Source organism: Enterococcus sp. S53, assembly GCF_016516865.1.
GTDB lineage: Bacteria > Bacillota > Bacilli > Lactobacillales > Enterococcaceae > Enterococcus_D > Enterococcus_D innesii.
The window spans coordinates 118,738-143,962 of the sequence record NZ_JACVUH010000008.1 but is presented as its reverse complement, the minus strand read 5'-3'; the positions used below and the strand labels follow the sequence as shown (position 1 = coordinate 143,962).

The window sequence follows — 25,225 nt, the reverse complement described above, 5'->3', positions numbered from 1 at the left end:
AAAGAAGTTCTGCACCTTATAAAATTTGTCAAAAAAACTGTTGCCATTCCACCGTTCACCTAAGTATCCTCTTCTTACAGAAGGCTTGATGATTGATAGACTACTTACATCCTCCCCTTCCCTTAGGGAAGCTTATGAGGCATTCCATGACTTGGCAGATGCGTTTAGAGATAAGGAACCATATTTTATTTTTTGACTTGCTCAAACATCTTCCAGAAAGTTTAAATGAGGAATTTAGAAAGAAATTACAGAACTTGCTTAAGTATGAAGAAGGCATAAGGAATGCAATGATTTATCCTTATTCAAACGGTAAAATTGAGGCAAAAAACACACATATCAAAACACTAAAAAGAGCATCCTACGGATTCAAATCATTTGAGAACATAAAAATACGCATTTAAATGATTAATCATTTAATTGAATTGAAATAACATAAAAAACCAAAACAGATTTGTTATCATCTGTTTTGGTTTCACTCAAATCTTTTCCATCAGTCCTGATTGACAAAGAACTAGATTTCCCACCAACACTAAATGTCGTAGAACCTTAATACCTTAGACACTTGTATTTGTTGAACTAGTAAAATATAAATGATATTCCCATAATCTATAGGTATTTAATTATTTTAAGTCCGTCTTTTTCCCTATAGACTTTCACCATTCGATTCTATCACTTGCTTGTACCAATAAAATGATTCTTTTCGATATCTTTTCAAAGACCCATTCCCACTATCATCTAAATCTACATATATAAAACCATAGCGTTTTGACATTTCATTGCCGCTAGCGCTGACCAGATCAATACACCCCCAGGGAGTATACCCGATAATGTCTATTCCATCCGCAATTGCTTCAGCTATTTGTTCAATATGTGCACGTAAATAATCAATTCGATAATTATCATGTATTTGTTTATCAGTAGTGATTATATCTTTTGCTCCTAAACCATTTTCAACGATAAATATCGGTTTTTGATAACGATCGTATATTTTATTTAAACTGATACGTAAACCTACAGAATCAATTTGCCATCCCCATTCACTTTTTTCCAAGTAAGGATTCGTTTTGCTAGCTAAAATATTTCCTGCTGTTTCTTCACCTTCAGCTTCAGCTGTAATTCCACTCATATAATAACTAAAAGAAAAGAAATCTGCTGTATTGTCTGCAAGTACTTGCAGATCATCTTGAGTCATATTTATATTGACACCTTTTTCTTCGAATAAACGTTTGGAAAATTCAGGATAATATCCTTTCATTAATACATCAGAAAACAAGAAGTTTTCCTGATCAGATTTCAAGCTAGCTAAAACAGTTAACGGATTTGTTGTTTCTGGATAGTTTTCGAAGCGTACAATCATACAACCCATCTTTGCTTCTGAATCAATTTTATGCAAAAGTGAAGTTACTGTGGCCGCAGCCACCATTTGGTGGTGTGCTGCTTGAAAGTTTGCTTGCATGCTATCTTGATTTCCGTCTACTTTATCTGCTAAAATCCCTCCAGATAAAGATCCCGTCATGCCAATAACATTCATTTCATTAAACGAAATCCAATACTTTACCTTTCCTTTAAATCGAGTAAATACGGTTTCCGCAAATTTCACAAATGCACTTATTGTTTTTCTACTTATCCAACCATTTTGCTTAAACGAAAGTGCTAGAGGAAAATCATAGTGGCTCAATGTAACTAATGGTTCTATGTTATACTTTAACAATTCATCAATTAGATTTTCATAGAATTTAATTCCTTCTTCATTCGGTATTTCGTCATCACCATTCGGGAAAATACGGGCCCAAGATATTGAAAATCGAAAGGTCTTGAATCCCATTTCAGCCAATAAAGCAATATCTTCTTTGTAGCGGTTATAAAAATCAATTCCGTATCTTTTGGGATATAATCCTTCATCATCCTCTAAAGCCTCTAGAACTTTTTGAGTAGTCATCGGTGCTAACATCTGTTGCATGCGTTTTTGTGGATCTTCAATGAATTTTGAAGTATCTGACGTTGTCCATCCTTTTCCAGCTTCTCTAGTTGCGCCTTCGATTTGATTTGCCGCAGTCGCTCCACCCCATAGAAAATTTTTCGGGAATTTTTTTTTGTCGGTCATTTTTTATATCCTCCTTAACTTACTACCACTGATAACTCATCACCTACTTTAATCATATCTTCCGAATGTATAGGCAATACTTTTAGGTAATCATTACTATTCGTAACAATCGTCAATACGATTGGATCATAACCAGACCTTTTAATAAAATCAATATCCATGGACATGATAAAATCCCCCACTGAAACATGATCACCTACTTTTACTTTAGATTCAAATCCATTTCCACGAAGTTCCACTGTATCAATCCCTAAATGAAGTAATATCTCTAACCCATCTGAACTCTTTAAGCCAATCGCATGTTTTGTTTCAGCTATCATAATTACTTCACCATCAACTGGAGATGTAATTTGATTATTTTCTGGCTCTATTGCAACGGTGTATCCCATAATCTGTTCTGAAAAAGTAATATCAGAAACGGTTTCAATTGGGATTACTTTACCAGTAGCAGGAGCTTTGATATTAAGGTTTACCCCCAATTTCATTTCTTCATTTTTTTCGAATTTATCATCGATTTCGTTGTTTTCATTAAAACCTAGTACCCATGTTAAAATAGCGGCAATGAAGAAAGCAGCTAGTGACCCAATAACAGCAATAATGATATTTTTTCCATTCCCTGCATCAACGTAACCTGGAAGCGCAATTAAGCCAGGCATTGCCATACCGAAAGTTTTTAAATCAAATAAATTGAAAAAGATACCTACAATACCGCCACTTATAATAGCTGCATATAGAGGACGTTTTAAATTCAACGTTACACCGTATAGCGCTGGTTCAGTGATACCTAACGTTGCAGAAATTCCAGCTGACAGAGATAATTGTTTCATATCCTTGTTTTTAGATTTGAAAAATACACCAAACGTTGCACCTGCCATAGCAAACGTTGCGGCTAACATTGCAGGCATTAGTGTATTATCGAATCCTAATTTTGCGAAAGTATCAACCATAATTGGTGACAATGCCCAATGCATTCCTGTCATAACCAGTAATGGATAGAATGCCCCGATGATCGCACCACCAACAAATCCAGCTGAGTGGAATAACCAAGTAACTACACCTGCCAAAGCTCCGCCAATATACGTACCTATTGGGCCCAAAGCAATTAGTGTTAGAGGGATTATAAAGAGCAAAGTCAACATAGGAGTAAACATCGTTGTTAATGTAGCAGGCATCCATTTTTTTACGAAACTATAGACATATTTTAATGCATAAGTAGCTAAAATGATTGGAATAACAGACGAGTTATAGGCTAGATAAGGTATCGGCAAGAATCCGAACAGCCTTAATTGATTTACTGTTTCGCCAGCCATTAAAGCAGCTGATCCAGCAGTCATTGTTGGATACAATAGCGCACCTGCAACACATAAAGCTAGATATTCATTAGTTTTGAACTTTTTAGCACTGGAGACCGCTAATATGAAAGGTAAGAAATAGAACGCACAATCAGCAACAATATTCAGCACTTGGTATCCTGTGCTTTCAACCGATAACCAATTAAATGCAGAGCATAATGCCAATACACCTTTTAATAGACCAGTGCCGACTAATGCAGGTAAAGCAGGAGTAAAAATCCCAGAAATTGTTTCCATTAATGTATTGATTATATTACCGTTTTTTACTTTTTCAGTAGGTTTTCCACTAGATAATGTACCTAACTGGTTTTCTACTTCATCAAACACATTAGAGACATCATTCCCAATAATAATTTGAAATTGATCCCCTGAGAACTGCGCCCCCATCACCCCTCTTGTCTTTTTGATTGTATCAATTTTAATTTTGCTATCATCATTGACATTAAATCGTAATCTAGTTACACAGTGCCATGCTGCAGTAATGTTTTGCTTTCCACCAACTAAATCAATTAATGTTGATGCCAATTCTGTATATTTTCCCATGATTATCTCTCCTTATTAAATAATAAAAGACCAAATATCACAGAGGATAAGGTATCCTTGTAACATTTGGTCATGCCTGATCGAATCAGTAACAGTCCATTTTTCTATTCTTGTCTTTCAGTTACTCTTTCAATATGCAAAGTCAGATAAAATATTTCATCCGTATTTACTTCACATGATTGTTTTGCTTCTATCATTTTACCGATTTTTTCGGCAGCTTTATATGCTTTTCGGTAGTTTTTCTTAACTATATCAATTAACTGCTCATCAACCCTTTTCGTATTCTCATGGTTAACTTGTCTCAAAATGAAATATCTCAAATGTGTAATAAACCGGATATAGTTGACAGAATTTTGATCTAAAATTATTTGATAATGATATTGAATGATTTCAATTGCTCTATTAACTAATTCGGCTAAATGCATTGATTGGAAGTTCACTTGATAATCATACTGAGCGTTTACAAAGTGATATGTTAAAAAAGTTTCTTCGCTTTTAGGTAGGCGAATATCAGTTTTCTTCTCAATATAATATAGAACATCCACTGCCACTTCGTATTCTTTAGGATATAAGTTCTTTACTTCCCATCGTAGATTTTCTGGATAGTCAAAAGTATCATTGTTACTTCTTTTAAGTGCGTGATTCAAGTGATCAGCTAAAGCTAAATAGTGACTATCATCAAATTTAGAGATTCCAAGTGCCTTAGCTGCTTTTTCACTAATTTCTTCCGTTAGTAATAAGATATCGGGTTTTATGTTTTCAATTGCCCTATAAAGAATGTTTTGTTCTCGAGACTCATCATTAGGATGAAATATTCGTTCTATTTCATCACTGCTAATGTCTTGTCCTGCTTGTTTTCCAAATGAAATACCTTTCCCCATTGCAATCACTTTATTGCCACTGTCATCTATTACCCATGCTACACTATTGTTTATTTTCTTCTGAAACTGCACAACACCAACCTCCTCTCCAAAAAAAATACGCTAAAACACTAGCCAAATCTCTCAGCTTGGTTTCAAACGTAGGTTATGCCTGATCGAATCAGTAACAGTCCATATTATTATACATTCATGTTACCTCTCTTTGAAATCGTTGTCAACTTTTTTTATTTATATTTGTATCCCAAAAAGTTCAACTTATCATTATGTAAATTTGTTCAAGTTCTTCTTTAATTATTCCTATTGAGTAAACCTGAATATCACTATTGAGGCTGTAGGAGATAATATAACTCAGAAATAAACATAGTTCAACAAATGTTAAGTTTCTGACCCTTATATGTTAGAGATTGAATGTTAATCCTACGACTCATATCCGCTATTGCATGTTATGCTGAACGATCAGGACGAAAACCGTAACTTCGAATACAAAATTTAGCTTCACGTATTGACTCTAAGACTTGTAGTATTGATCGTTGAATTAGCCTGTCCCATATGTAGGGTATTCCCTAACGGTCTAATTTTACCATTTGATTTTGGAAAATCAACGCATTTAACTTTACTATGTTTATAGGAATTATATCATTTTTCATCTGGTATACAAAGTTTTGACGTGGAATTTTTCAATATCATCAATAGTTAGTCCATCGCAAGAGGGAGTGTAGCTACCTGTGTTTAGTTTAATATTTCTATATGCAAGTAGTAGGTTTTCTTCAGAAATCATATATTGCATCAGGTTTTTAAACTGTTTGCCTTGTTGCGCATTCTCATATAACTTATCAAATATCTTTGTCATTCGATAGTACTCTGAATGACATAATTTAAAATTTTTTGCGTTTTTCATGGTTCATCACTCTCCTCATTTAATAGAAGGTGATCTTTTCTATCTTACTTGTAGATAGGCTATGAACCCGTGCGTTTTTCCATGTTGAATTGATTTTATCGTATTGTCTAGTGTCTGTTCCTCTATCTCCATTACAGAGATTTCTTTGGTCGCACCACCCTCACAAGGTAATTAAGGAGCTTATTATTCTTCGACTACATCCGGAAGGCTTTCTTGATTTGAAAGGCTACTTTTTTCGACTTTCCTCTGAAATTATCCTATCAGTTAACTTAGGTACTCATTTTATTTCGCTGTTATCGTCTCTTACCTGTGACAAAAAAAAGAATTTCGCATGCATAATTACTACTTTTCCCCTAACAGAATACTTTCAATTATTTAATCGTTCATAAAATAGTGCCCGATACATTTCTATACCGTAGGTGTTTCGAAACGTACATTCATGAGTTCGTCAGTGTATGTCTACACATTCCCTTACCTTATCAACCGAAACCAAACAGTACTCGTATACATGTTCCCATTACGGGTTTAATCTTTCAGTTATTCCACGGGAGATACACTACGGGACCTTAACCTGTATATTTTACCTTGCTTAGTGCATCTGTTTCCGCCGAAACTATTCACCAGGGAATCTCATTAAAGCCCCTTCAAAGCGTTGCCTTATCATTTGATCTTTTATTTCAGAAGTTATCCTTTATCTTTATAAAAAAATAAAATTCGAGTTGACGAATATAGTACTATTACGTACTATAACTTTTTCCCGAGCGTCTCGCACTAAGCATCACCAACTTTCAAAAGATAGCCACGTCACAAATTTTACTTTACTTTACTCATATTATACCCTAATCCACGCTAAAAGCCTATATTTATCAAGGTTTTTAGCGTTTTCTATCGACATTATTTAAGTAAATAGGGCTTGTTCCTTCGGTCGCTCCAGCCACCACCGCTCCTTCAGAAACCGTGTTGCGGACACAACCCGAAGTTGATCGATAGAAAAAAAACGGGTTAGGCAGTGATCTCCCGTTCTTTTAATACCAAAATAGACAAAGCATTCGCAAACTGCAGTAATTCGAATTGAGAATCATCGACGATCACATTTTTCTGATAATGGATTCGATCACTCACGAGATTGATTAATAATCCGTAGGCAAAGCGTATCAAAAAAAATCTCACGTCTCCGATCAGTGATTTCTGGTATGTCTTGGTCTAAGAGCGAATAAGTTGAATGGATCGGCGTCATTCTCGTCAAGCCCATCCTTTGCATTGAAACAAGATAAGTTCTTCCCCGCATCCCTACATACACTTAATTACAAAAATAGCTATACAAAATTCGAAAATCAAATATTATTCCACATGTCTCTGAAAACTTTACAGTTTTCCATCAATTCATTCTTAGACCCTTGGTTAATTAATTTTCCTTTTTCTAATACAATTATCTTATCTGCAAATTCTATTGTTCTTAATCGATGAGCTATAACAATAACTGTCTTACCATCTATTAACGTTTGTATAGCTTTTTGAACTAAAAATTCATTTTCAAAATCTAACCCCGATGTCACTTCATCTAATAATAAAATGGGACTATTTTTTAAAATTGCTCTAGCTATTGAAATTCGTTGTCTTTGACCACCTGAAAGAAGAGAACCATTTTCACCAATGTCAGTATGATAACCATTTTTCAATTGATGACAAAATTCATCGCATTGTGCCATTTTTCCAGCTAAAAAGACTTCTTCGTCTGTTACCTGTTGATTTCCCATTTTTATATTTTCAAAAATTGTTGTATTAAACAAAGTAACATCTTGAAAAACCATAGATACTTGTTCATACAATTGACTTTCTTCTATCTCGTTTAGAGTATGAGAGCCTAAGAGAATTTTTCCAGATTCATAAGGTAATAGGCCACTTAATAATTTGAAAAGAGTGGATTTACCAGAACCCGATGGTCCTACAATCGCTGTTACCTTATTTTCTTCCGCTGAGAAGCTGACATCAGTTAAAACATTCTTTTGATTTGAATAGCTAAAACTTAATTGCTCTACATCAAACTTATAATTATTAAACTCTACTTTTTCTTTATTTTGCAATTCATAATTCATTACTTTTTTTAGTCTTTCAATTCTATTTAAAGCATAACGTCTCATTGAAACAAATTCAAACGTTGCGTTTGTTAATAACATTATTTTACTTGTAGCTAATATAAAAAGTAAATACACAATAAAATCTAATTGTCCTTTTTCTAAAAGTACTCCTCCAACAATGATAGCTAGTGCTACTCCTAATCTTAGAAATACGCTTAAAATACCTTGAACAGTCGCTACAGATAATTCACTTTTCTTGTGCTCTACTTCTTGTTTATCAAGAATATCAAACAGTTCTTTTTCTGAAGTTTCAACAAAATTACTATATTTAATTTCAGGCACTCTTTCGATAATTTCTTGAAAGTAATCACTTTGTTCTTGTAAAACTTCTGCATATTTACTATGAGATCGTCGCTCAATCTTATTTGATAATATAAAAATAATCATGGCTACTGGAATAACACTAAAAACTATTATAGCTAATCTAAAATTTAACCAGCTTAAACCTATGATGGACATCGCAATAAAGGGAATATTTCCCATAATTTTAGGCATACCATGACTAAATAATCGTTCTTGTTCAGTTACATCAGCAACTAATAAATTAGAAATATAGGTATCACCTTCTTTATTAAGCAAATATAACGGATATTTTTTCAACGCATCAATTAAATTAAAACGAACTTTTTCACTCTCTTTATATGATGATATATATAGAAACGAGTAATTAATAAAATGCATTGCTAACATCACATCTACAACGATAAAAACTGCACCAATTTTGTCTACTGAAATCAATATATGTTGATTCTTCGCCTGGTTAATATAAATTAAAAAGACAATTAACGGTAATGAGGAGATGGCATTTGTTAAAAACTCAATTAACGATGCTTTATAAAAATTTTTTGCACCTAATTCAGTTAATCCATATTGTTTAGCTACTTTTTTAATCATTTCCTTCACCTCCAACCAAATTCCAAGACAATGACTCTGAAGAAGTTGCTAACATGGTTTGATATTTTTTTGATGATTTTAACAATTCCTCATGGGTTCCCTTATCTAAAATTTTACCTTTTTCCATTACTACAATAACGTCGGCATCCTTAATTTGATTCAACTTATGAGCAATAATGATTCCTATTCTATTTTTTACCAGTTCTTTAATTGCTATTTGGAGTTTAACATCATTTGTAGCATCCACTGCAGATGTCACTTCGTCTAAAACAACAACTGAAGAATCTTTAACATATGCTCGACATAAAGATAATCTTTGTCTTTCTCCACCAGAAAAAGTCACACCTTTTTTTCCTACGATTGTATCAATACCATCTGGTAACTTATTAATAATATCAATACATTGAGTTTGTTCGATAGCTTTGACTAAATTTTTCTCTGTAACATCAGGATTTCCCATAATCAGATTTTCTTTAACACTTCGACTAAATAGTTTTGAATCTTGAAATACATAAGCAATATTTTCTACAATTTCTTTTTCGGTGTATTCTTGCCTCTCTACTTGATCATATAAAATACTACCTGAAAATGTTTTATAATATCCTGAAATTAGTTTTGCTAAAGTTGTTTTACCGCTACCACTAGTTCCAACAAATGCATAGGTTTTCCCTTGTTCTAAAACTAAATTAATTTCAGATAATACTGGTTTAGCAGCTTCATCATAAGAAAAAGACATATTCTTAATTTCAATTTTTTTAAAACTCAAATTATCTTTTTGTTTTTTATTTACTTCTTCTTCCTCAATAAATATTCCTTCAACGCGTTCGATCGCTTGAACTGCTGTTGCATAACTTGTTCCAATATTTAAAATTTTTGCTAATGAAGTAGTTAGCTGAGTACTTACTACAACAGAAAACACAAGAATCGACATAGCCGGATAATTATTTTTTTCTACAATAAAGAAAATAGCTACTAAAGGAAAAATTTCTAGTAATACCAAATCTAAGACATAAAATTTCCTTAAATCAAAAGCAAATTTTAGAGCCCACTCCGAATAATCAGAAATAGATTTTTTAAATCCTTTAAAAGATTCTATTGGAATATTAAAAAGTTTAACTAATGGAAATCCTCTACTAAACTCTACTGCATTACTTGTCATGGTATCCAGAGCATTCATATAATTTGTCACATTTTCGGCATTACCAATCATTTTAGATATTAAAAATAGACTGATTAAAAAGATAGCTATCAAAATTATTCCTAGACTTAAATTCAAAGATGTTACAAGTACCAGTACCAAAATAGGTGTTATCAACGTAACAACTATATCAGGCAAGTTATGAGCAACAAAGGTATGCGTTAATGCTGCATTTTCATCAATAGTTTTCCTAACGCTACCAGAATCATGAGTATCAAAAAATTCTAGCGGCTGATTTAATAACTTTTTCACCCCAAACTTTCTAATATTTTTTTCAATTCTAAAGCCAACAATGTGACTAAACCATAATGAGAAGAAATACATTGCGATTCCAATAATCACACTTAAACCACTAATTATCGCGCCTTTAACAAAAATGTCATATTCAATTCCTCTAACAACTTTCAATAAAAAAACATATGGAGCTAACAATAGAAAAGCACTAAAAACTGCTAAACTAAAAGAAATAAGTAAATATTTTTTATAATCCCCTATATATTTTATGATTAATTTCAAACTCTATCCCCCCTATAAATAACACCCTTTTAAAACAAATATTTATAAAATAAAAGTCAAAGGTGTTTCAATTGCTTTTTATATTCTAATAACCCTTTATTTTAATATATTTTTTTTGAATCACCTCACTTTTATTTTTTTAGGTTAACCTAAAAAATAAAATAGGTCAAACGTAAAAAAACAATCTTGACGAATAACCATCGTTCTATTATAATCATAAAACGTAATGATTACAATTCAAAAAAATGAAAGAGGCGTTTATTATGACAAAAAAACAAAAAACATTACAATCTAGAGATTTTATTAGTATTGGTTTATATAGTGTATTATTTTATATTATTAACATGATCGTATCTATGGTCCTTTCTCCCTTAACTATTCCTTTGTATCCTGCTATATCAGGAATCTGTGTTTTCTTTTCAGCAATTTCATACTTGTTGATGGCTTTTAAAGTGAAAAAAAGAGGCGTTATCTTTTTACTTGGTTTAATTACTGGAATTATTTACGTGTTTATGGGCGTTCCAGTTTTATTACCTTTCTTCGCTATTGCCGGTCTTTTATCTGAATTAGTCCTAATTCTTTTGGGCTCAAACTATGGAAAATTGATTCATCAAGCTATTGCTTACGGTATCTATGGTGCTATTTATGGCTTCGGAACTCTTTTTACTGCTCTTGTATTTGGTAAGCAATATTTTGAATCATTAAACTATAGTCCTGAATTAATTCAGACAGTCTTTTACTATGCTAACTCTCCACTATGGATTTTAATCACTTTAATATTAACTTTCATATTAGGTTTTTCTGGTATTTATTTTGCTAATGTATTACTAAAAAAACATTTTATTAAAGCTGGCTATCTAGCGGAGACAAGTGATGGTAAATAAGCAGAGAACAGCTGATGTTAGATTACAATTTTTATTACTACTTCTGGTCGGCTTTTATGCTTTTCTAAGCAGTTTTGAAGAAATCTACATAATTTGTTTTATTTTATTAATTGGTTTAATTTTACAAGGTTTTTATTCCTTATTCTTTAAATACACACTTTTTTTATTAGGTTTCATCACTATTAATTATTGTATTTCAGTGATTGATTCACATAATGCTTTAAATTATCTAGGTATCTTTATAGGAATTGGTACTAAGTTTTTCCCTTCATTAATCATCGCTGCATCAATTAATCAAGTACCGCTTGGAAAAATTATTGCAAGTTTAGGGAAATTAAAATTTCCAAACTCTTTGCTTTTAACTTTAGCAGTTGGTTTACGTTTTTTTCCTGTTCTTTTATCTGATATTAAAATTATTCAAGACAACGCTTATGTTAGAAAATTATCTTATAAAAATTTCAAAAATTGGTTAAATCCTTTAACTCTATTTGAATTTACAGTTGTTCCTCTACTCTTAAGAACAATGCAGCTAGCTGATGATCTTGCAGCTAATGGAACTACAAGAGGAATTAGCTTTCCTGGGAACAAAACATCTTTTTACACAATAAAGTTCGTTTGGTTTGATTTGATATATTGCGTAACTTTAGGAACATTATTAATTATATTTTTAGTAAGTTGGTGAAAAATTTGATTCAATTAAAAAATATTACACTATCTATTCAAAATAAGACTATTTTAAATAATATCTCCTTATCAATTCCTAAAGGTTTCTGTGTAGCCATTATTGGTCCCTCTGGATCTGGAAAAACTTCATTATTACGTACAATAAATGGTTTGATTCCTAACTTTTACGATGGAACACTTGAGGGAGAATTACTTATAAATAATCAAAATTCAAAAGAGCTTGAAGATTATGAAATAAGTCGAATGGTTGGAACTGTATCACAAGATCCGAAAAGCCAATTTTTTACCAATAACGTACAAGATGAACTATGTTTCGAAATGGAAAATTATGGATACTCCCAATCAGAAATATCAAATTCTCTTAATCGAGTAGTAGATAAATTTAATTTGAAAGCTATTCTAAATACTCCTCTAACAAAATTATCTAGTGGACAAAAACAAAGAGTTGCGGTTGCTTCTACATGTATGGCAAATCCTGATTATTTTGTTTTTGACGAACCCTCTGCCAATTTAGATTTGAGTGAAACGAATCGTTTGAATGAAGTACTTCATCAGTTAAAAAAACAACATAAAACTATTGTCATTTCTGAACATCGAATTTACTATTTAATGGATGTTGTTGACCAATTTATTGTAGTTAATAATGGTACTATTGAGAGTATTTATAGTCCAGAAGAAATAAGAAATTTACCTGAATCATTTCGAGAACAATTAGGCATTAGAACACCCAATATTTTAAGTCTTAAAAAAGCTAATATTTCTCAGATAAATGATAAAAAAAATAGCCTAGAAATTCTAAGCTTAGACTCTAATTACTATAAAAATAAAATTATTAGTGGATTAAACTATTCACAACACTCTGGTTCAGTAACTGCTTTAATTGGTGCCAATGGTAGTGGAAAAACAACTTTAGCCAAAACCTTAATTGGCTTACAAAAAGAAAAAAATGGAACTATTTTACTTTATAATGAAAAAAATAAGCGAAAGAAAAGATTAGATAATATTTGGATGGTCATGCAAGAAACAATTTACCAAGTATTTGCTGATAGTGTTCTTAACGAGCTCACTTTAAAAAAGGAAAAGAGCTCAAGTTATCTAAAAAAATGTCATACTATTTTAAGTGAACTTTCGTTAGAATCAGTTATTGATAATCATCCAGCTAGTTTATCTGGCGGTCAACGTCAACGATTAACTATCGGAATTGGCTTGCTAGAAAATAGAGACTTCATTATTTTAGATGAACCAACATCAGGTCTAGATTTCATTAATATGAAGCAAGTTTCTAAAATGCTCCGTGACATAGCAAATCAAGGTAAAAGCATTATTGTTATAACTCATGATCCAGAATTTATTATGTCTTGTTGTGACTCAGTAGCCCTTCTAGAATCAGGACAAATTACGAAACACCTAACCCTTGATGAATTGTCATCTGAAGAATTAATCAATTTAATGACGTTTTAACTAAAAAGCACTTCTCGTATTTGAGAAGTGCTCAGACTGTAGACAAACCTTATACAAACATGAGGTTTGTCTACAGTCTGGATCGGATCTTTTATAGATTCGCTCTTTTTTTATTGCTATGTTTAATTTTATCTAGGATCACTTCAAATGTTTCAAAGGTATCTATATCTAACTGACACAACCAAAGCAGATACTTCTTTTCTTTGTAACTCCAGTCAACAGTGGGGTAGGAGGATATCAGATTGTTGTATCTAGCTCTTTGTGCAGTTGAAGCTAATTGCCAGCGTTTCTCAAATATTTTTTCTTCTTCCATAGCCGATCCCCCAAAAAGAACATTGCTTGAAAATGTAATACCTAGCAACGAATGTTAAATTCTGTAGATATAAGTATAGCACAAGAAACAGATACGAAAAAACTCAGCATGTTCAAGATCCTCATTTATTCTACTAGCAAAACTCCTGCATTTTTTTCAAATCATAATTACCCCAAACCAGGGTTTCAGGACTAAAGAAGTGCGCGCTTTCTATATCTTTGAGTTCACTTTTCTCACCAAAAAATCCAGTCCCTTTTAATTCTTTCATTGCCCCATAACCACGATCAGTGAAGTTACTATTATAAAAAATCATAGCCATCTGATTTTCATTCATGTTTGCTCGTAGAAAACCAATATAGTTTTTCTTAATCTCTTTGTCATCTACATTTTCATTTAGATACTTTATTATCCTATGAAATATTCTGAAGTATGATCCTACTTGTCTTCGATAAGGTTCTTGTGCTACTTCGACAACCTGCCTTTTCTTTTCAATCTTTAGTTCAATATTAGGTCTACGTTTTAGATATTCATTTAAATCTGTTTTCAACTCTGTAAGAAACGTCTTCAAATCTTCATCTAATAATTCGGCTGCATCAAAGGCTATAATATAATCAATATACCCACTAATTTGAGCAATTCCTCCATTATTGCTTTCTATCGGAAACATTTCAAGAAATTGTTTTTCCTCTATCTGTGATTTGAAATCGTTGATGTGATATATTCGTTGTATTTCACCATATATAGCAATCAAACTTTCATTTGAAATATCACTTGGTCTGGACATGGATCTACCTTCGTTTTTAACACGATCAATTATAAGTTTTTCTTCGTTTGATAAAAGAGCTTCCTTCTCTCTAATAAAGGCTCCTGAAGCTCCTAATGCCTTGTCAATTAAAGAAAGAAGTTCTATTTTTTTACTGTAAAACAGTTCTATACCTTCTTTTTTATATGCGTGCGCAGATCCTTTCCAAATCTTCATTAACATGTTTTCAAATATATCTCGTTCAGGATTTTGTTCTGAAATTAGAGAATTTTGTTGAGAAATAAACAGATTCAATAAGTTAAAAAAAGTATTATCTATTTGTTCTGATTTTCTAGCTTTCTTCTCCTCTTCAAACTCTTTATTTCTAGCTTTGGTTTCTTCATCAAAACGTTTTTTACTCTCTTCAAACTCTTTATTTCGGGCTAAAGTCTCTTCGGCAAAACGCTTCTTATTCTCTATAAACTCATTGTCCCTAGCCTTAGTTTCTTCGTCAAAACGCTTCTTTTCGTTTTCCAGTTGGATTTGAATAACGATTAAAGCACCCACAACCCCAATAATAGACCCAAGATATCCACCCCAAAAACCTAGCCATCCATCATCTGATCCATTGTTCATGGTGTCCCAATTTATAACTCCTTGAATAACTAAAGGAATTATAATAAGTGTAATAATCAAAGCCCACGCTATAAATTTTTTATTTTTTTTCAAAATTTCCATTACATTCCTCCACTTTCCATTGTTAACTCTAATTATAGATCTAAACTTTTCACCGCTGTATCTTTATCTTCTTGCGTGATCCCTATGTACCGTAACGTTTCACGCTGGGAGGAATGGTTAAGCAGAGATTGAATGATTTCTGTTTTGGTTCCCTGCTTGTAGAGAAAGTAGCCAAACGTTTTTCGCATCGAATGCGGCCCAATATCTTTTAACCCGATTGCGGTACCAGCATCATGTATGATTCGCCATAGACTTTGGCGATTGAGCGGTTCGTTTGTTCCTTTGCGACTTGGAAACAAGTAGTGATCAAATTCCTGCTGAAGGAGCTGCTCCGGAAATTCTTGCTGCACATATTCTAAAATCGTTTTTCGCAATTTATTGGAAATGTACACCGAATTGTGTTTCGCCGTTTTTTGTTCCTTCATTGATAGTCGATCTTTGACCACTACACGGCCACGAGTAATTTCTAACACATCGGCCAGTTTTAATTGACGCAAATCAGAAATGCGATATGCCGTATTGATCCCGATTGAAAAAAGAACCAAATTTCGTTGGCCATATTTTCCAGAAGCCAAAATTGCTTTCATGGCATCGATCTTTTTTTTGTCTCGAATAGGTTCAACTGTCTTCATTTTCTCTCTTCCTTCTAATAAGACTTAATATCATTATAACATGTGATATGTCTTATTTAAAACGAGCGAAAGAAAAAGGCTCAAAAAGAAACGTGCATTTCTCTTAGAGCCACAATGGATAGCGCTTGTTTCACCAATGAGACACAACTAGCTTGTGTCTCATTGGTTAATAATTAAAATATAGACAGACATGAATTGAAAAAGCAACAAATATTATATCTTCAGTATGAATACCGGACTGTCTAAGGCCTGCACTTGTTATCATTTTGTGTAATCACTACTCTCCTAAGTTGCTTTAGAACCTCTTAATATATTAGTCAGGGTATCCTTTCTTAATTTACCAAAAGAAATATTAATAATTTCTGCTTTATCTTTATACCTTGGATCAAACTGTCTATATTTTGGTTCCAAGGAAGTCGGATTCTCGATTATGAAATCTGTTAATGCTTCATATATCTTTGTTTCCTCTACATTTTTTATTTCTCTAATCATGCCTAAGTAGAAATTGTCATAAGAATTTTTTATTGACCGATAAACATCGCATACTTCTCTCTTAGCTTCTTTGTTTCGTTCATAACAATCTTTTAATTTAAAACTGTCAATCGAGTTCTCAATCTGCATACGTTTCTCTGGATCGACACACTTGTTCTCTATTTTTATTTCAACTTCATTATTCTCATAATTATAATATGATTTGTATGAAATTCTCGTTTGACTAAAATAGACACATGGATCAAACCCCTGTTGCCGTATATTTAATAATCTAGAATATTTGGCATTTTTAAATTTTTGATTACAGTTAGAACAGGAAACTATAAAATTCCCATAACTTAAAGCGAACATAGGAAAATCTACTTGAGATAAAAAGTGGTCTAACTCTGCAGTACTTTTTTCATGATTATCATACTCAATTATAGGGGAGATGTTACAATATGGACAGTAACTGATAGCCCATTCATCAATTATTTTCTTTCTAAACTTATCACGATGATTCGAATATTTAACTAAACTCTTTATCTCGATAGTATCTTTAAGAAACACTTCAAATGCTTTCTTGAAAAAGTCATCAAATGTTGTTTTATCAAAATAGACATCCTTATCTTGACTCGGAAAAATAATAGTATCTTCAAAAAAAAGACCCAGTACTTGAGGGAAATCTCCAATGAATTTTTTGAATGATCTATAAACTCTCTTTCTATCTGCTTCTTCTCCGATATATTTTTTAGTAAAAACAAATTTACTCTTTCCGTTTGTATCGGTTTTGAAACGATAAGAGTTAAAAGCCATCCATTCACAAAGAGAAAAATAAATTCCAAAGTTATACTGGTCTTTACTAAATAAATCATCAAGTTCCAATGACGCTAAATCAGCAATGCTATCCTTCAAAGTATTTGGATTAGAATTTATTTTTTTTATAATATTGCTGTAATTTAAACCATCAAGAGCTTCTAATAATTCATTTTTAACAGCATTCTTCCCTTTCAATATTTTATCATCATCTATTCGAATCATATTAAACATCACCTCTGGTAAGCACATAAGCAAGAAACGGATCATCAATTAAGTCAATAATATTACTTTCTTTTGACTTAATACTCTCTATTTTTTTTCGAGCAAATTCTCCAATCGGATACTCTAAATAAAAGCCCCCAGATATAATATCAAAGATATTTGCTGCGAATGATTTATCTACCGTATTTATTTTCTTATTATTACCTTCACCTACTATTTGATAAACATTCGAATTTGGGACGTCTGAAACGAGAAATGGAGAATGAGTGCTAATTATTAGTTGAACCTTTCTTTTTGTGAAAGAGGGAATTAAACTTAATATATTGTTAATAAAGCATCTGCTCCACTCAGGATGCATATTGATATCAGGCTCATCTAGTACTAGTAACAAATTATGATCTGTATCTTCGTTTACTGCTTCAAAAATTTGTGTAAACGTACTACAGTATACATACTGACCGTCACTCAAGTGACGTGCTTTTATGTCAATGATATTTGAAAAATAATCTACTATAACACTAGTTAATTCATGCTCATACGTTGTAAATGAGTCTATACTTAAAACAAATTGATTACTATTTTCAAATCGTTCGTAGGGTAATTGCATAATGTATTCTATTAATTCACGTAAAGGTAATGCTAAATCGTTTTGCCCTATATTAAAACAGTCATCCAATATTGATATTAAATACTCAATTTTATATTTTAATTCATCTAGGTCTCCATTAAGTGACTCTATGCCAAAGTTTGTCTTGTGTTCTAGGATTATTTTTAGAATTTGCCTTTTTGATGGTTTATTCTTTTCATCATTTGTCGACCACTCTAGATTATTGAGTAATGATAAGTAGATTTTTTCCAACATTCTTAAAATAAAATACTCTTTTACATTTTCACTATATATCTTATCCTGATTCTCTCTGATATACATGCTTGCAGAATGTTCCTGAAAATCATTCGTTTTAAAACTGAATTCTTCTAAAAACTGCTGATATCCCACTGAATAATCAGACAGAAGACTTAAGTTATGAACATCAGATTTTGCCTGGTAAAGAAACATAAGTTCACCAGGCTTTGAATTGTACTTTTGTTTTTGTTTAAATATAAACTCAGCATTAAACTCACTGTTATGATTGAGATAAGTTGACATAAAATTTATTACTTTATCAATTCTAATAGCGTTAGTATATTTTTTATTTATAAAGCCTGCTTTTGAAGAATTTAATTTTTTTTTCTCTGACCAACTTATATTAGGAAATAATGTCTGATAAACCGTAGTAATGAAAGGAGGATATTTTTTTTCTTCTGTCATATGAATTATTTGCTCTTTTTCTATCTTAAAGAAGAACTCTTCTTTGTTGATCTCTCTATCATTAAGTACTTTTTTTGCCAGACTAAGTGATCCTTCGAAATAATAGATATTGTCTTTTACATGATAAATATTAAAAAAAACGGTATTAGGCAAGTACTTTTTTCTATGATTCTTATCTAAAGTTATCAGTTGTAGAATACTTGATTTCCCAGCACCATTTTTTCCAATTATCAGACTAATATTAGTAACAAACTCTCCAAAAAACTTATCCTCATTTTTATTTTTTTCTATGGTCAACTTATCACTTAAGTACGTCACTTTAAAATTATTAGAAAAATTTATACTTTGTTTTTTTATACCAAATTTAGAACTAAAAATATGCGTGAATATTAATTCTCCTTTGCTCAAATTATCATCTCCAACTCATTGCACTTTTATTACAATCATTTTATCACATAGATTTATAGCAAATCTATCTCCACAATTAATAATGCCTATATTTCTGCTGAAGTCAGACTGACTATTAAATACACATTTCTTATATTTTACAAAAAGAGTAGCTTTCTGACCTAATTAATTGAGCTACTAAAAGAGCTATTAACTGCGGAATAAAAAAAGGGTCAAAAGCTTTTAAGTTTCTGACCCCTTGTTTATTATTAAACTTGATTTTCAGACATACGTTTATCAGTTCTACATTATTTTATGGAAATGTCACTTCTAAAGAAAGTGTATATGATGTGCCAGACATACCCGAAACTGAAATTTTACAGTCCATCCAAGCTCTAGGGCTATTGCCACCTTTGATAAGGACATTATACCCCCATCCAGTTTTATAGCTGAATGAATTTGAAGTTGGTTTATCCTGTCTATTCTTCCCGCCTGTAATTAATCCTGAGTGTACACCAGATACTCGGCTACCAACTACATAAAGCTTTGAACTAGGAGTCCAACTACCATTGTAACTATTTACTCTAATATCTTTGTTTTTGTCAGTTCCACTAATATCATAATTTACATTAATTTTTGCGGTTACGCCGCCACCAGTTTTATTTCCACCAGAACTATCAAATGTAGTAATGGTCCCATCTGGTATTTCAGTAAATACTTCATAGGTTTTAGTTAGATTGGTTTCATCACTAAAACTACGAAGCTGAAATTGATTCAGTAAATCTTCTGTTGGAGATACATCTTTCACATTTAACTGTGTTTTCTCTCCAGTTTGATCATTAATCAAATAAGCAACTGCTTCAGGGGGGGACGTTTCATCTGCATTGACCTCCGACGTTCCAAAAAACGCAAATACAGCAACAGCAAGTACCGGTAACAACAACGCTAGTTTTCTTTTCATTCTACATTCCTCCTTGTTTATTTAAAAAACAAAACATACAAAATAAATAGGACAACAATAACTCCGATATAAATTAAAGTATCAGTCCATTTTGTACCGATATTAGGATCTCCTGCAGGCATACCAGTTTCTATTCTGCGATTTTTTTCGATGGTAGAAAAAACATCGTTATCTTTTTTCTTTTCTTTATCCTTCATAAAAACTCTCCTTTTATAATATGCCAAATAGTATCAATAGGAATTATCAGAATTATACAACAACTCTGCAGTGAAGTAAAATGATAAGAGATTTTTTTTCAACTTTGATATGTTTTAATTGCAAAATTAAGTGATCTGCTATACTAATATTAAAAGGAAATAATGAATTACAAAGGTTTCCATAGTATCCCTTGATCGGTTCTAGTAAAACTGTAGTCTAATATCAATCGCATTCTTAGCCAGCTGATAACCAGCTTCATCAACACCAGAAAAGATTTCTAACGGAGATATATTGTACCTCTTTCCATCTTCAAATTCATAAAAATCTTGATTGGTAAACAAGTTATAGGCTAAAGCAACCAGTCGTTGTTCACCGCCAGACAACGTGCCATCAAACCATAGGTCACTATTGATTTCTCTTTGGACAAAGTTAACTAACGATCCGCGTTGATTAAACAGCCTATCATCACCGGAAAAAATAAAAACCAAACTACGCCAATAAGGATCTCGAAGATCTGTAAAGCTCAATTCATCCATCATAAAATTAAATCTGGCAATATGTTCCTTGTTTAGAAATAATTCCTCCATTGTTGTTCCTCCTCTAATTGGTTTTGACCATTCCTTCAGCAATTACTCAAACGTTACTTTTGCAATTTCAAAATCAAAATACTTTCCAGATACCCAGTCTACATGACCGCTATCTGTAAAAGTTTTGCGGATCACATCCTCTTCATCTTTTAGCGCAAGTATGGCATCAAGGATTGCCTTTGCTTCGTTCTCCTTAAAAATACCTAACTCTTCTTTTCTTTGCGTAAATTGCAAATTTTCAACCGTCGCAGCGTTACTCAAAAAGCCCATCAATTCCTTAGAAAAATGGTTGAAAACGATCACTGTCCAAACCTTTTTTCTTCTATCTTCAATAGAAGATAGTTTACCGCCTACATCATTCTTCATTTGGTTTGACCAGGATAAAGTGATCTCTTCCATCGACCTTCTGGTACTCTCGTTGACACTCTTTACATAAATAATGACCATTAGGATAAAGAACGTCACCTTTTTTGACACGAACTTGTTTTGCTAACTCACCACAATCACATTTGATCCAGCTAGGCGGCCAGTATAAGCGTCGATTGTAGGGCGTTATTGGTACTTTCCATTGCCCACCGTAACATTGTCTTTCTTCAGCCATCTTTATAAGTCCCCTTTCAACATACGATTAAGCACCTAATCGATCCTTATCCTTAAAACGGACACCTTCTGCATAACCGGAGTAAAATGCTTCCCGATCCCTCACGGTGTGAGAGGTATCTTTACCAGGTACTAGTCCAATTTTTTCGACTTCAGCCTGAACCACTTCAGGTACTTGCAAAGCCAATTCATAACCGTTTGTCAGCACTTGTTTTCGAAATGTTTCCGACAAACCTTTCAAGTATCCTTCCAAATAGTCTTGTTTTAACTGCCATTTCCGTTTGTATTTTCGTCTGATCTCAGGCATCTGAAGAAACTGCCTTGCACAATAGCTGGCACTACCACGGGCGTACTCAAACGTGATTTGAGCAATTTGTACATCGGACACGATCCCAACAAAGTGAAGTTCAATCGGTTTTCCGGACTGATAATAATACCGGACACGAAAATTTTTAGCAATGATCCTCGCTAATCGGTAAAGCCATTTTTGTGGCCGGCCTTCATAAATCACCATATTGATCACTGCTTCTGACTTTTGTTCTTGCTTATAATGAAAAACATCTGATTCATCGATATTATGCTGAAGCATCAACTCTTGTGCTTTTGCTAAGGCTGACATCGATTCCTCATCATTGGCATCATTGGCAAGAGCTAACAATTTTACGATTTTCTTTTTGGCTTTTTCATCCATTGGATCTCACCTTTTGTCTGATTTTAGTTTACCACGTATTGGATAACGGTTTCACTGATAAGTGATAGCACTTCAATGAACTAGAAAATAAAGTGCGGTCACTTTCTGAGCGCAGGAATCTCAAACCCAGCTTTTTCTTGCTCAAGCAGCATATCTAAAGCGATACACATTAATTTCGATTCACTTTTCTTGTACTTGGTGTTCAAGTGCTTCAGTCCCTGCTTCCTCTTTTCATTAAGCGTTACAGGAAGACGCGTATTTCCTTTTGCAATGACCATAACTCGCTCTCCTTCATTGAAACGATCATAGATTTAATCAAAGGCGCAGCGAGCGTGAAACCACACTCGCCGTAGCTTTGAATCGACTCTTTTCTACTGATTGTTTTTCATGACTTCCTTTGCTTCTTTTGTAAGGGGAAAGACTTTCGCAACAGCCATGCCACAAGGAATTGCCCCTACAGCTTCCTCACAAATGACACCAGCTTCTATCAGTACCTCTTCAATGCCCGTATTTTCAGACCACCCTTTGATTGCGACGAAATCTTGTTTGATTACGATACTCGTGTTCACCGTGGCCGTGGCAACCAGCTCTTCTTCAGACTGACCTCTTCTTTTCTTAACCAGTTGAATCGCTACATTGTTATTATCTTCATAGTGATCAAATGTCACAGTACATTTTTTCTTGTTTAAAACGGCGTTCATAGTTTTTTCCTCCTAGAGATAAGGAGTTACAAGGCAAAAACCTGATTATTCAGTGATTTCTTCTTTTAGTTGATCCGCAAGTTTTGTAAGCTTGGCGGCATTATCAAATCGCATTCTTTCTATAGAAGATTTCTTGTGCATCAAATCAGAGACAGTCATTGCTTTGACTCCGGATCTATTCTTGATTTCAGTGATCGAGTGACCGCTTTTAAATAGCAGCCATTCAATTTTTTCTTTATCTGCATACATATTTTTTCCTCCTGAAAGGAGTGTGACAATTAAAGCTTGCCACTACTCGCAATTATGGTATATTTTGAGTAGTAGCATCCCGTGAAAGGATTTGTTACTGTGCATTTATTCTGTTCCCAGCAGAATAAATGTTTTTTTTGTTCCGTCTATTTTTAATAAAACCCCTCCTTAACCAAAATAAAAGAACGGTATACCGTATATTTATTATATCACGGCACACCGTTCTTTTCAAGAACTATCTATAATTATTTACCATTCGCTGAAGCGATCAGAAGGCGTCGCATCGTTTATTTTGAAGTGTTTTGCTATGAAATAAATGACGGATACAGTAACCGAATTTCCAGCTTGTTTGTACAGCTGGCTGTCCGAAGTTTTTTGATCGTACCTGCAGTTATAGTGATCAAGCCCTTGACTGATTATTTCTTCAGCGATCTGCCTACTACCGAATTTTGCTGACAAAAAGGCCCAATCAGGAAACGACTGCAGTCGCCAACATTCAAGTGGTGTTAGTTTCCGGATCTGAAAATCATCGGTTACTACGGCTTGCTGATCACCTGTAACGACGGTATTTGCTTGCTGATTTCCCACACGTCCCCGACGTTTTGTAGATTTAGGATAAGCGAAATTAATACTATCGCCTGGTAGTGCTGCAGTATAGCCTTTTTTCGTGGCTTCTTTCACCAGTATTTTGGGTTCGTGGCCGCCACCACTCATGGTGGTAAGTGTAGGGCATAGCCCTTCTACGGAATGGATCGCTGCAGCTGATCGATAGGAACCATCGATCGACCCTGCCACGATAATTCCGTGACGATCTTGTGTGGTTAAGGTAAACATCGGCGCTTCATTTTCCTTCATTCTACGGCCGTTTTGACGAATAGTAGCTTTATCTGGCGTTAGGATCGGGATCGCAATTTTATTTCCTTCTCCTTTGTTTGTGGTGATCGTAGGACTAAGTCCTGAAGCGTCATACACTTGGCCATTCATTCCGCCACCGCTTGGATTGACGTTGCCAACAACGATTTGTTTCGGTGTTTTGTAGTCCGTTGCGGTCAAAGTCCCCATCAGACCGTCCGTATAGTAAGTTCTTTCTCGTGTAAAACGACTTAAATCGTTCGCTGCATGTGTCGTTCCAGCTAAATGGATCCTTCCTGATTTTTGATCAGCTGATCCTTCTTCTCTTGTGAGAGGAAAAATCTTTTTGGTACCTGCTCCTCTAAGATGTCCGATAATAAATACACGCTCTCTGTTTTGGGCGACAAACTCTTTGCTGTTAAACAGTTGCCATTCCACGTCATACCCCAATTCATCCAGGGTTCGGAGGATCGTCTCAAACGTAGCCCCTCGTTCATGGTTGAGGAGTCCTTTGACGTTTTCAAGGTATAAAAGCTTAGGTTGCAAGATAGATGCGAAGCGTGCAATCTCAAAAAAGAGAGTTCCTCTAGTATCTGAAAAACCTTTTCTTTTTCCTGCAAGGCTGAAAGCTTGGCACGGAAATCCTCCCGTGATAATGTCCACACGTCCGATTCCTCGAATAAATTCATCTGAAAGTTTTGTGATATCATGCATTTCTACCTCCTGTTTTGTGTTAAAAATTGATTGATAACTTTTTCTGGCATGGCCATCGATCTCACAATACCCAACACATCGGTAGCCAGCTTGTTCCATCCCTAAAAGAAATCCTCCGATTCCTGAAAAAAGATCTAAAAAGGTGCCTTTATTTTCTGTTGTACCATTATCCATTGTTCACTCAGTTTCTTCATGCGCATGAAAGGTATTTCAAGTACCTGATGGATTAAGAATACCGAAGAAATGGTTTGTTAAATTTCGGAACAATGGTGGTACTTAGACCTTTTTTAAGAAAGAAAAGCGATCTTTTTTGCCCTCCACGTTCCAGCCGCCTCCACCACTTAGGAGGGCAAAAAAAATAGACGTGCAAGGCACGTCTGTAGAGCAAAAGGTTGATATTTCACTGAAATCTTGCTATACTTACTATGTAAAGAGGAGTTGCTTCAACAACTCCCCTACAGCACCGTTTAAGACGGTGGCAGATAT

At 33.5% G+C, this 25,225-nt stretch carries 25 protein-coding genes and 1 pseudogene; 4 read left to right on the top strand and 22 right to left on the bottom strand.

What is annotated here, in order from left to right:
• Nucleotides 1-52: 52 nt before the first annotated feature.
• Nucleotides 53-401: pseudogene (locus IAE45_RS11790) on the top strand (transposase); the annotation flags it as partial.
• A 242-nt stretch (nt 402-643) separates the two neighbouring features.
• Here the strand turns inward: IAE45_RS11790 and IAE45_RS11785 are convergent.
• The 7 genes from IAE45_RS11785 to IAE45_RS11755 all read right to left on the bottom strand — a co-directional run bounded on the left by IAE45_RS11785 (nt 644) and on the right by IAE45_RS11755 (nt 10,524).
• Entirely contained in the window at nt 644-2,104 is a 1,461-nt protein-coding gene (locus IAE45_RS11785; protein ID WP_200127033.1) for a glycoside hydrolase family 1 protein, read from the bottom strand.
• Between the two features lie 14 nt (nt 2,105-2,118).
• On the bottom strand, nt 2,119-3,999 hold the full coding sequence (locus IAE45_RS11780; RefSeq protein WP_200127035.1) for a beta-glucoside-specific PTS transporter subunit IIABC: 1,881 nt from the start codon (nt 3,997-3,999) through the stop codon (nt 2,119-2,121).
• A gap of 104 nt (nt 4,000-4,103) precedes the next feature.
• Nucleotides 4,104-4,952 (bottom strand): PRD domain-containing protein, encoded by an 849-nt coding sequence (locus IAE45_RS19300; protein ID WP_200127043.1) that lies wholly within the window; start codon nt 4,950-4,952, stop codon nt 4,104-4,106.
• Between the two features lie 571 nt (nt 4,953-5,523).
• Nucleotides 5,524-5,778 carry a hypothetical protein gene (locus tag IAE45_RS11770; RefSeq protein ID WP_200127045.1) on the bottom strand — a complete coding sequence of 85 codons (255 nt, stop codon included), beginning with the start codon at nt 5,776-5,778 and terminating at the stop codon, nt 5,524-5,526.
• A 1,002-nt stretch (nt 5,779-6,780) separates the two neighbouring features.
• Entirely contained in the window at nt 6,781-6,948 is a 168-nt protein-coding gene (locus IAE45_RS18960; protein ID WP_233619032.1) for a hypothetical protein, read from the bottom strand.
• Nucleotides 6,949-7,112: 164 nt separating this feature from the next.
• The gene (locus IAE45_RS11760) at nt 7,113-8,810 is read right to left on the bottom strand and encodes an ABC transporter ATP-binding protein (RefSeq protein ID WP_200127047.1); all 1,698 of its coding nucleotides are present in this window, start codon (nt 8,808-8,810) and stop codon (nt 7,113-7,115) included.
• A complete protein-coding gene (locus IAE45_RS11755) occupies nt 8,803-10,524 on the bottom strand; it encodes an ABC transporter ATP-binding protein (protein WP_200127049.1) in 1,722 nt (573 codons plus the stop codon). Before IAE45_RS11755 ends, IAE45_RS11760 begins: the two co-directional genes overlap by 8 nt.
• A gap of 263 nt (nt 10,525-10,787) precedes the next feature.
• Between IAE45_RS11755 and IAE45_RS11750 the strand changes: the two genes are divergently transcribed.
• The 3 genes from IAE45_RS11750 to IAE45_RS11740 are packed head-to-tail and all read left to right on the top strand — an operon-like array spanning nt 10,788 to nt 13,553.
• Nucleotides 10,788-11,408, top strand: coding sequence for an MptD family putative ECF transporter S component (locus IAE45_RS11750; protein ID WP_200127051.1), 621 nt, complete (start codon nt 10,788-10,790; stop codon nt 11,406-11,408).
• Entirely contained in the window at nt 11,398-12,090 is a 693-nt protein-coding gene (locus tag IAE45_RS11745) for an energy-coupling factor transporter transmembrane component T (RefSeq protein WP_200127053.1), read from the top strand. The genes IAE45_RS11750 and IAE45_RS11745 overlap by 11 nt, the downstream gene beginning before the upstream one ends.
• Before the next feature lie 5 nt (nt 12,091-12,095).
• A complete protein-coding gene (locus tag IAE45_RS11740) occupies nt 12,096-13,553 on the top strand; it encodes an ABC transporter ATP-binding protein (RefSeq protein WP_200143130.1) in 1,458 nt (485 codons plus the stop codon).
• A gap of 91 nt (nt 13,554-13,644) precedes the next feature.
• Here the strand turns inward: IAE45_RS11740 and IAE45_RS11735 are convergent, their stop codons facing one another.
• From IAE45_RS11735 to dcm, 15 genes are all read right to left on the bottom strand, one after another.
• Entirely contained in the window at nt 13,645-13,866 is a 222-nt protein-coding gene (locus IAE45_RS11735) for a hypothetical protein (RefSeq protein WP_200127057.1), read from the bottom strand.
• Nucleotides 13,867-13,999: 133 nt separating this feature from the next.
• Nucleotides 14,000-15,346: a putative phage abortive infection protein gene (locus IAE45_RS11730; protein WP_200127059.1), complete on the bottom strand. Its 1,347-nt coding sequence runs from the start codon at nt 15,344-15,346 to the stop codon at nt 14,000-14,002.
• Nucleotides 15,347-15,378: 32 nt separating this feature from the next.
• Nucleotides 15,379-15,978 (bottom strand): tyrosine-type recombinase/integrase, encoded by a 600-nt coding sequence (locus tag IAE45_RS11725; protein ID WP_005225257.1) that lies wholly within the window; start codon nt 15,976-15,978, stop codon nt 15,379-15,381.
• Nucleotides 15,979-16,263: 285 nt separating this feature from the next.
• Entirely contained in the window at nt 16,264-17,490 is a 1,227-nt protein-coding gene (locus IAE45_RS11720) for a hypothetical protein (RefSeq protein ID WP_200127061.1), read from the bottom strand.
• 1 nt (nt 17,491) lies between these two features.
• Entirely contained in the window at nt 17,492-19,207 is a 1,716-nt protein-coding gene (locus tag IAE45_RS11715; RefSeq protein ID WP_200127063.1) for an AAA family ATPase, read from the bottom strand.
• Between the two features lie 292 nt (nt 19,208-19,499).
• A complete protein-coding gene (locus IAE45_RS11710; protein WP_200127065.1) occupies nt 19,500-20,147 on the bottom strand; it encodes a hypothetical protein in 648 nt (215 codons plus the stop codon).
• A gap of 17 nt (nt 20,148-20,164) precedes the next feature.
• The gene (locus IAE45_RS11705; protein ID WP_200127067.1) at nt 20,165-20,344 is read right to left on the bottom strand and encodes a hypothetical protein; all 180 of its coding nucleotides are present in this window, start codon (nt 20,342-20,344) and stop codon (nt 20,165-20,167) included.
• Between the two features lie 201 nt (nt 20,345-20,545).
• Complete coding sequence (locus tag IAE45_RS11700) at nt 20,546-20,932, bottom strand: DUF6075 family protein (protein WP_200127069.1); 387 nt, start codon at nt 20,930-20,932, stop codon at nt 20,546-20,548.
• A 42-nt stretch (nt 20,933-20,974) separates the two neighbouring features.
• On the bottom strand, nt 20,975-21,331 hold the full coding sequence (locus tag IAE45_RS11695; protein WP_200127071.1) for a hypothetical protein: 357 nt from the start codon (nt 21,329-21,331) through the stop codon (nt 20,975-20,977).
• The gene (locus IAE45_RS18955; protein WP_200127073.1) at nt 21,288-21,533 is read right to left on the bottom strand and encodes a hypothetical protein; all 246 of its coding nucleotides are present in this window, start codon (nt 21,531-21,533) and stop codon (nt 21,288-21,290) included. Before IAE45_RS18955 ends, IAE45_RS11695 begins: the two co-directional genes overlap by 44 nt.
• A 27-nt stretch (nt 21,534-21,560) precedes the next feature.
• Nucleotides 21,561-22,223, bottom strand: coding sequence for a DUF2786 domain-containing protein (locus IAE45_RS11690; RefSeq protein WP_200127075.1), 663 nt, complete (start codon nt 22,221-22,223; stop codon nt 21,561-21,563).
• A gap of 98 nt (nt 22,224-22,321) precedes the next feature.
• Nucleotides 22,322-22,501, bottom strand: a complete 180-nt coding sequence (locus IAE45_RS11685; protein ID WP_200127077.1) for a hypothetical protein — start codon at nt 22,499-22,501, stop codon at nt 22,322-22,324.
• 93 nt (nt 22,502-22,594) lie between these two features.
• Nucleotides 22,595-22,924, bottom strand: coding sequence for a hypothetical protein (locus IAE45_RS11680; RefSeq protein WP_200127079.1), 330 nt, complete (start codon nt 22,922-22,924; stop codon nt 22,595-22,597).
• 45 nt (nt 22,925-22,969) lie between these two features.
• Nucleotides 22,970-23,173: a hypothetical protein gene (locus IAE45_RS11675; protein ID WP_034871981.1), complete on the bottom strand. Its 204-nt coding sequence runs from the start codon at nt 23,171-23,173 to the stop codon at nt 22,970-22,972.
• A 249-nt stretch (nt 23,174-23,422) separates the two neighbouring features.
• Nucleotides 23,423-24,913 (bottom strand): DNA (cytosine-5-)-methyltransferase, encoded by a 1,491-nt coding sequence (gene dcm, locus IAE45_RS11670; RefSeq protein WP_200127081.1) that lies wholly within the window; start codon nt 24,911-24,913, stop codon nt 23,423-23,425.
• Nucleotides 24,914-25,225 lie beyond the last annotated feature (312 nt).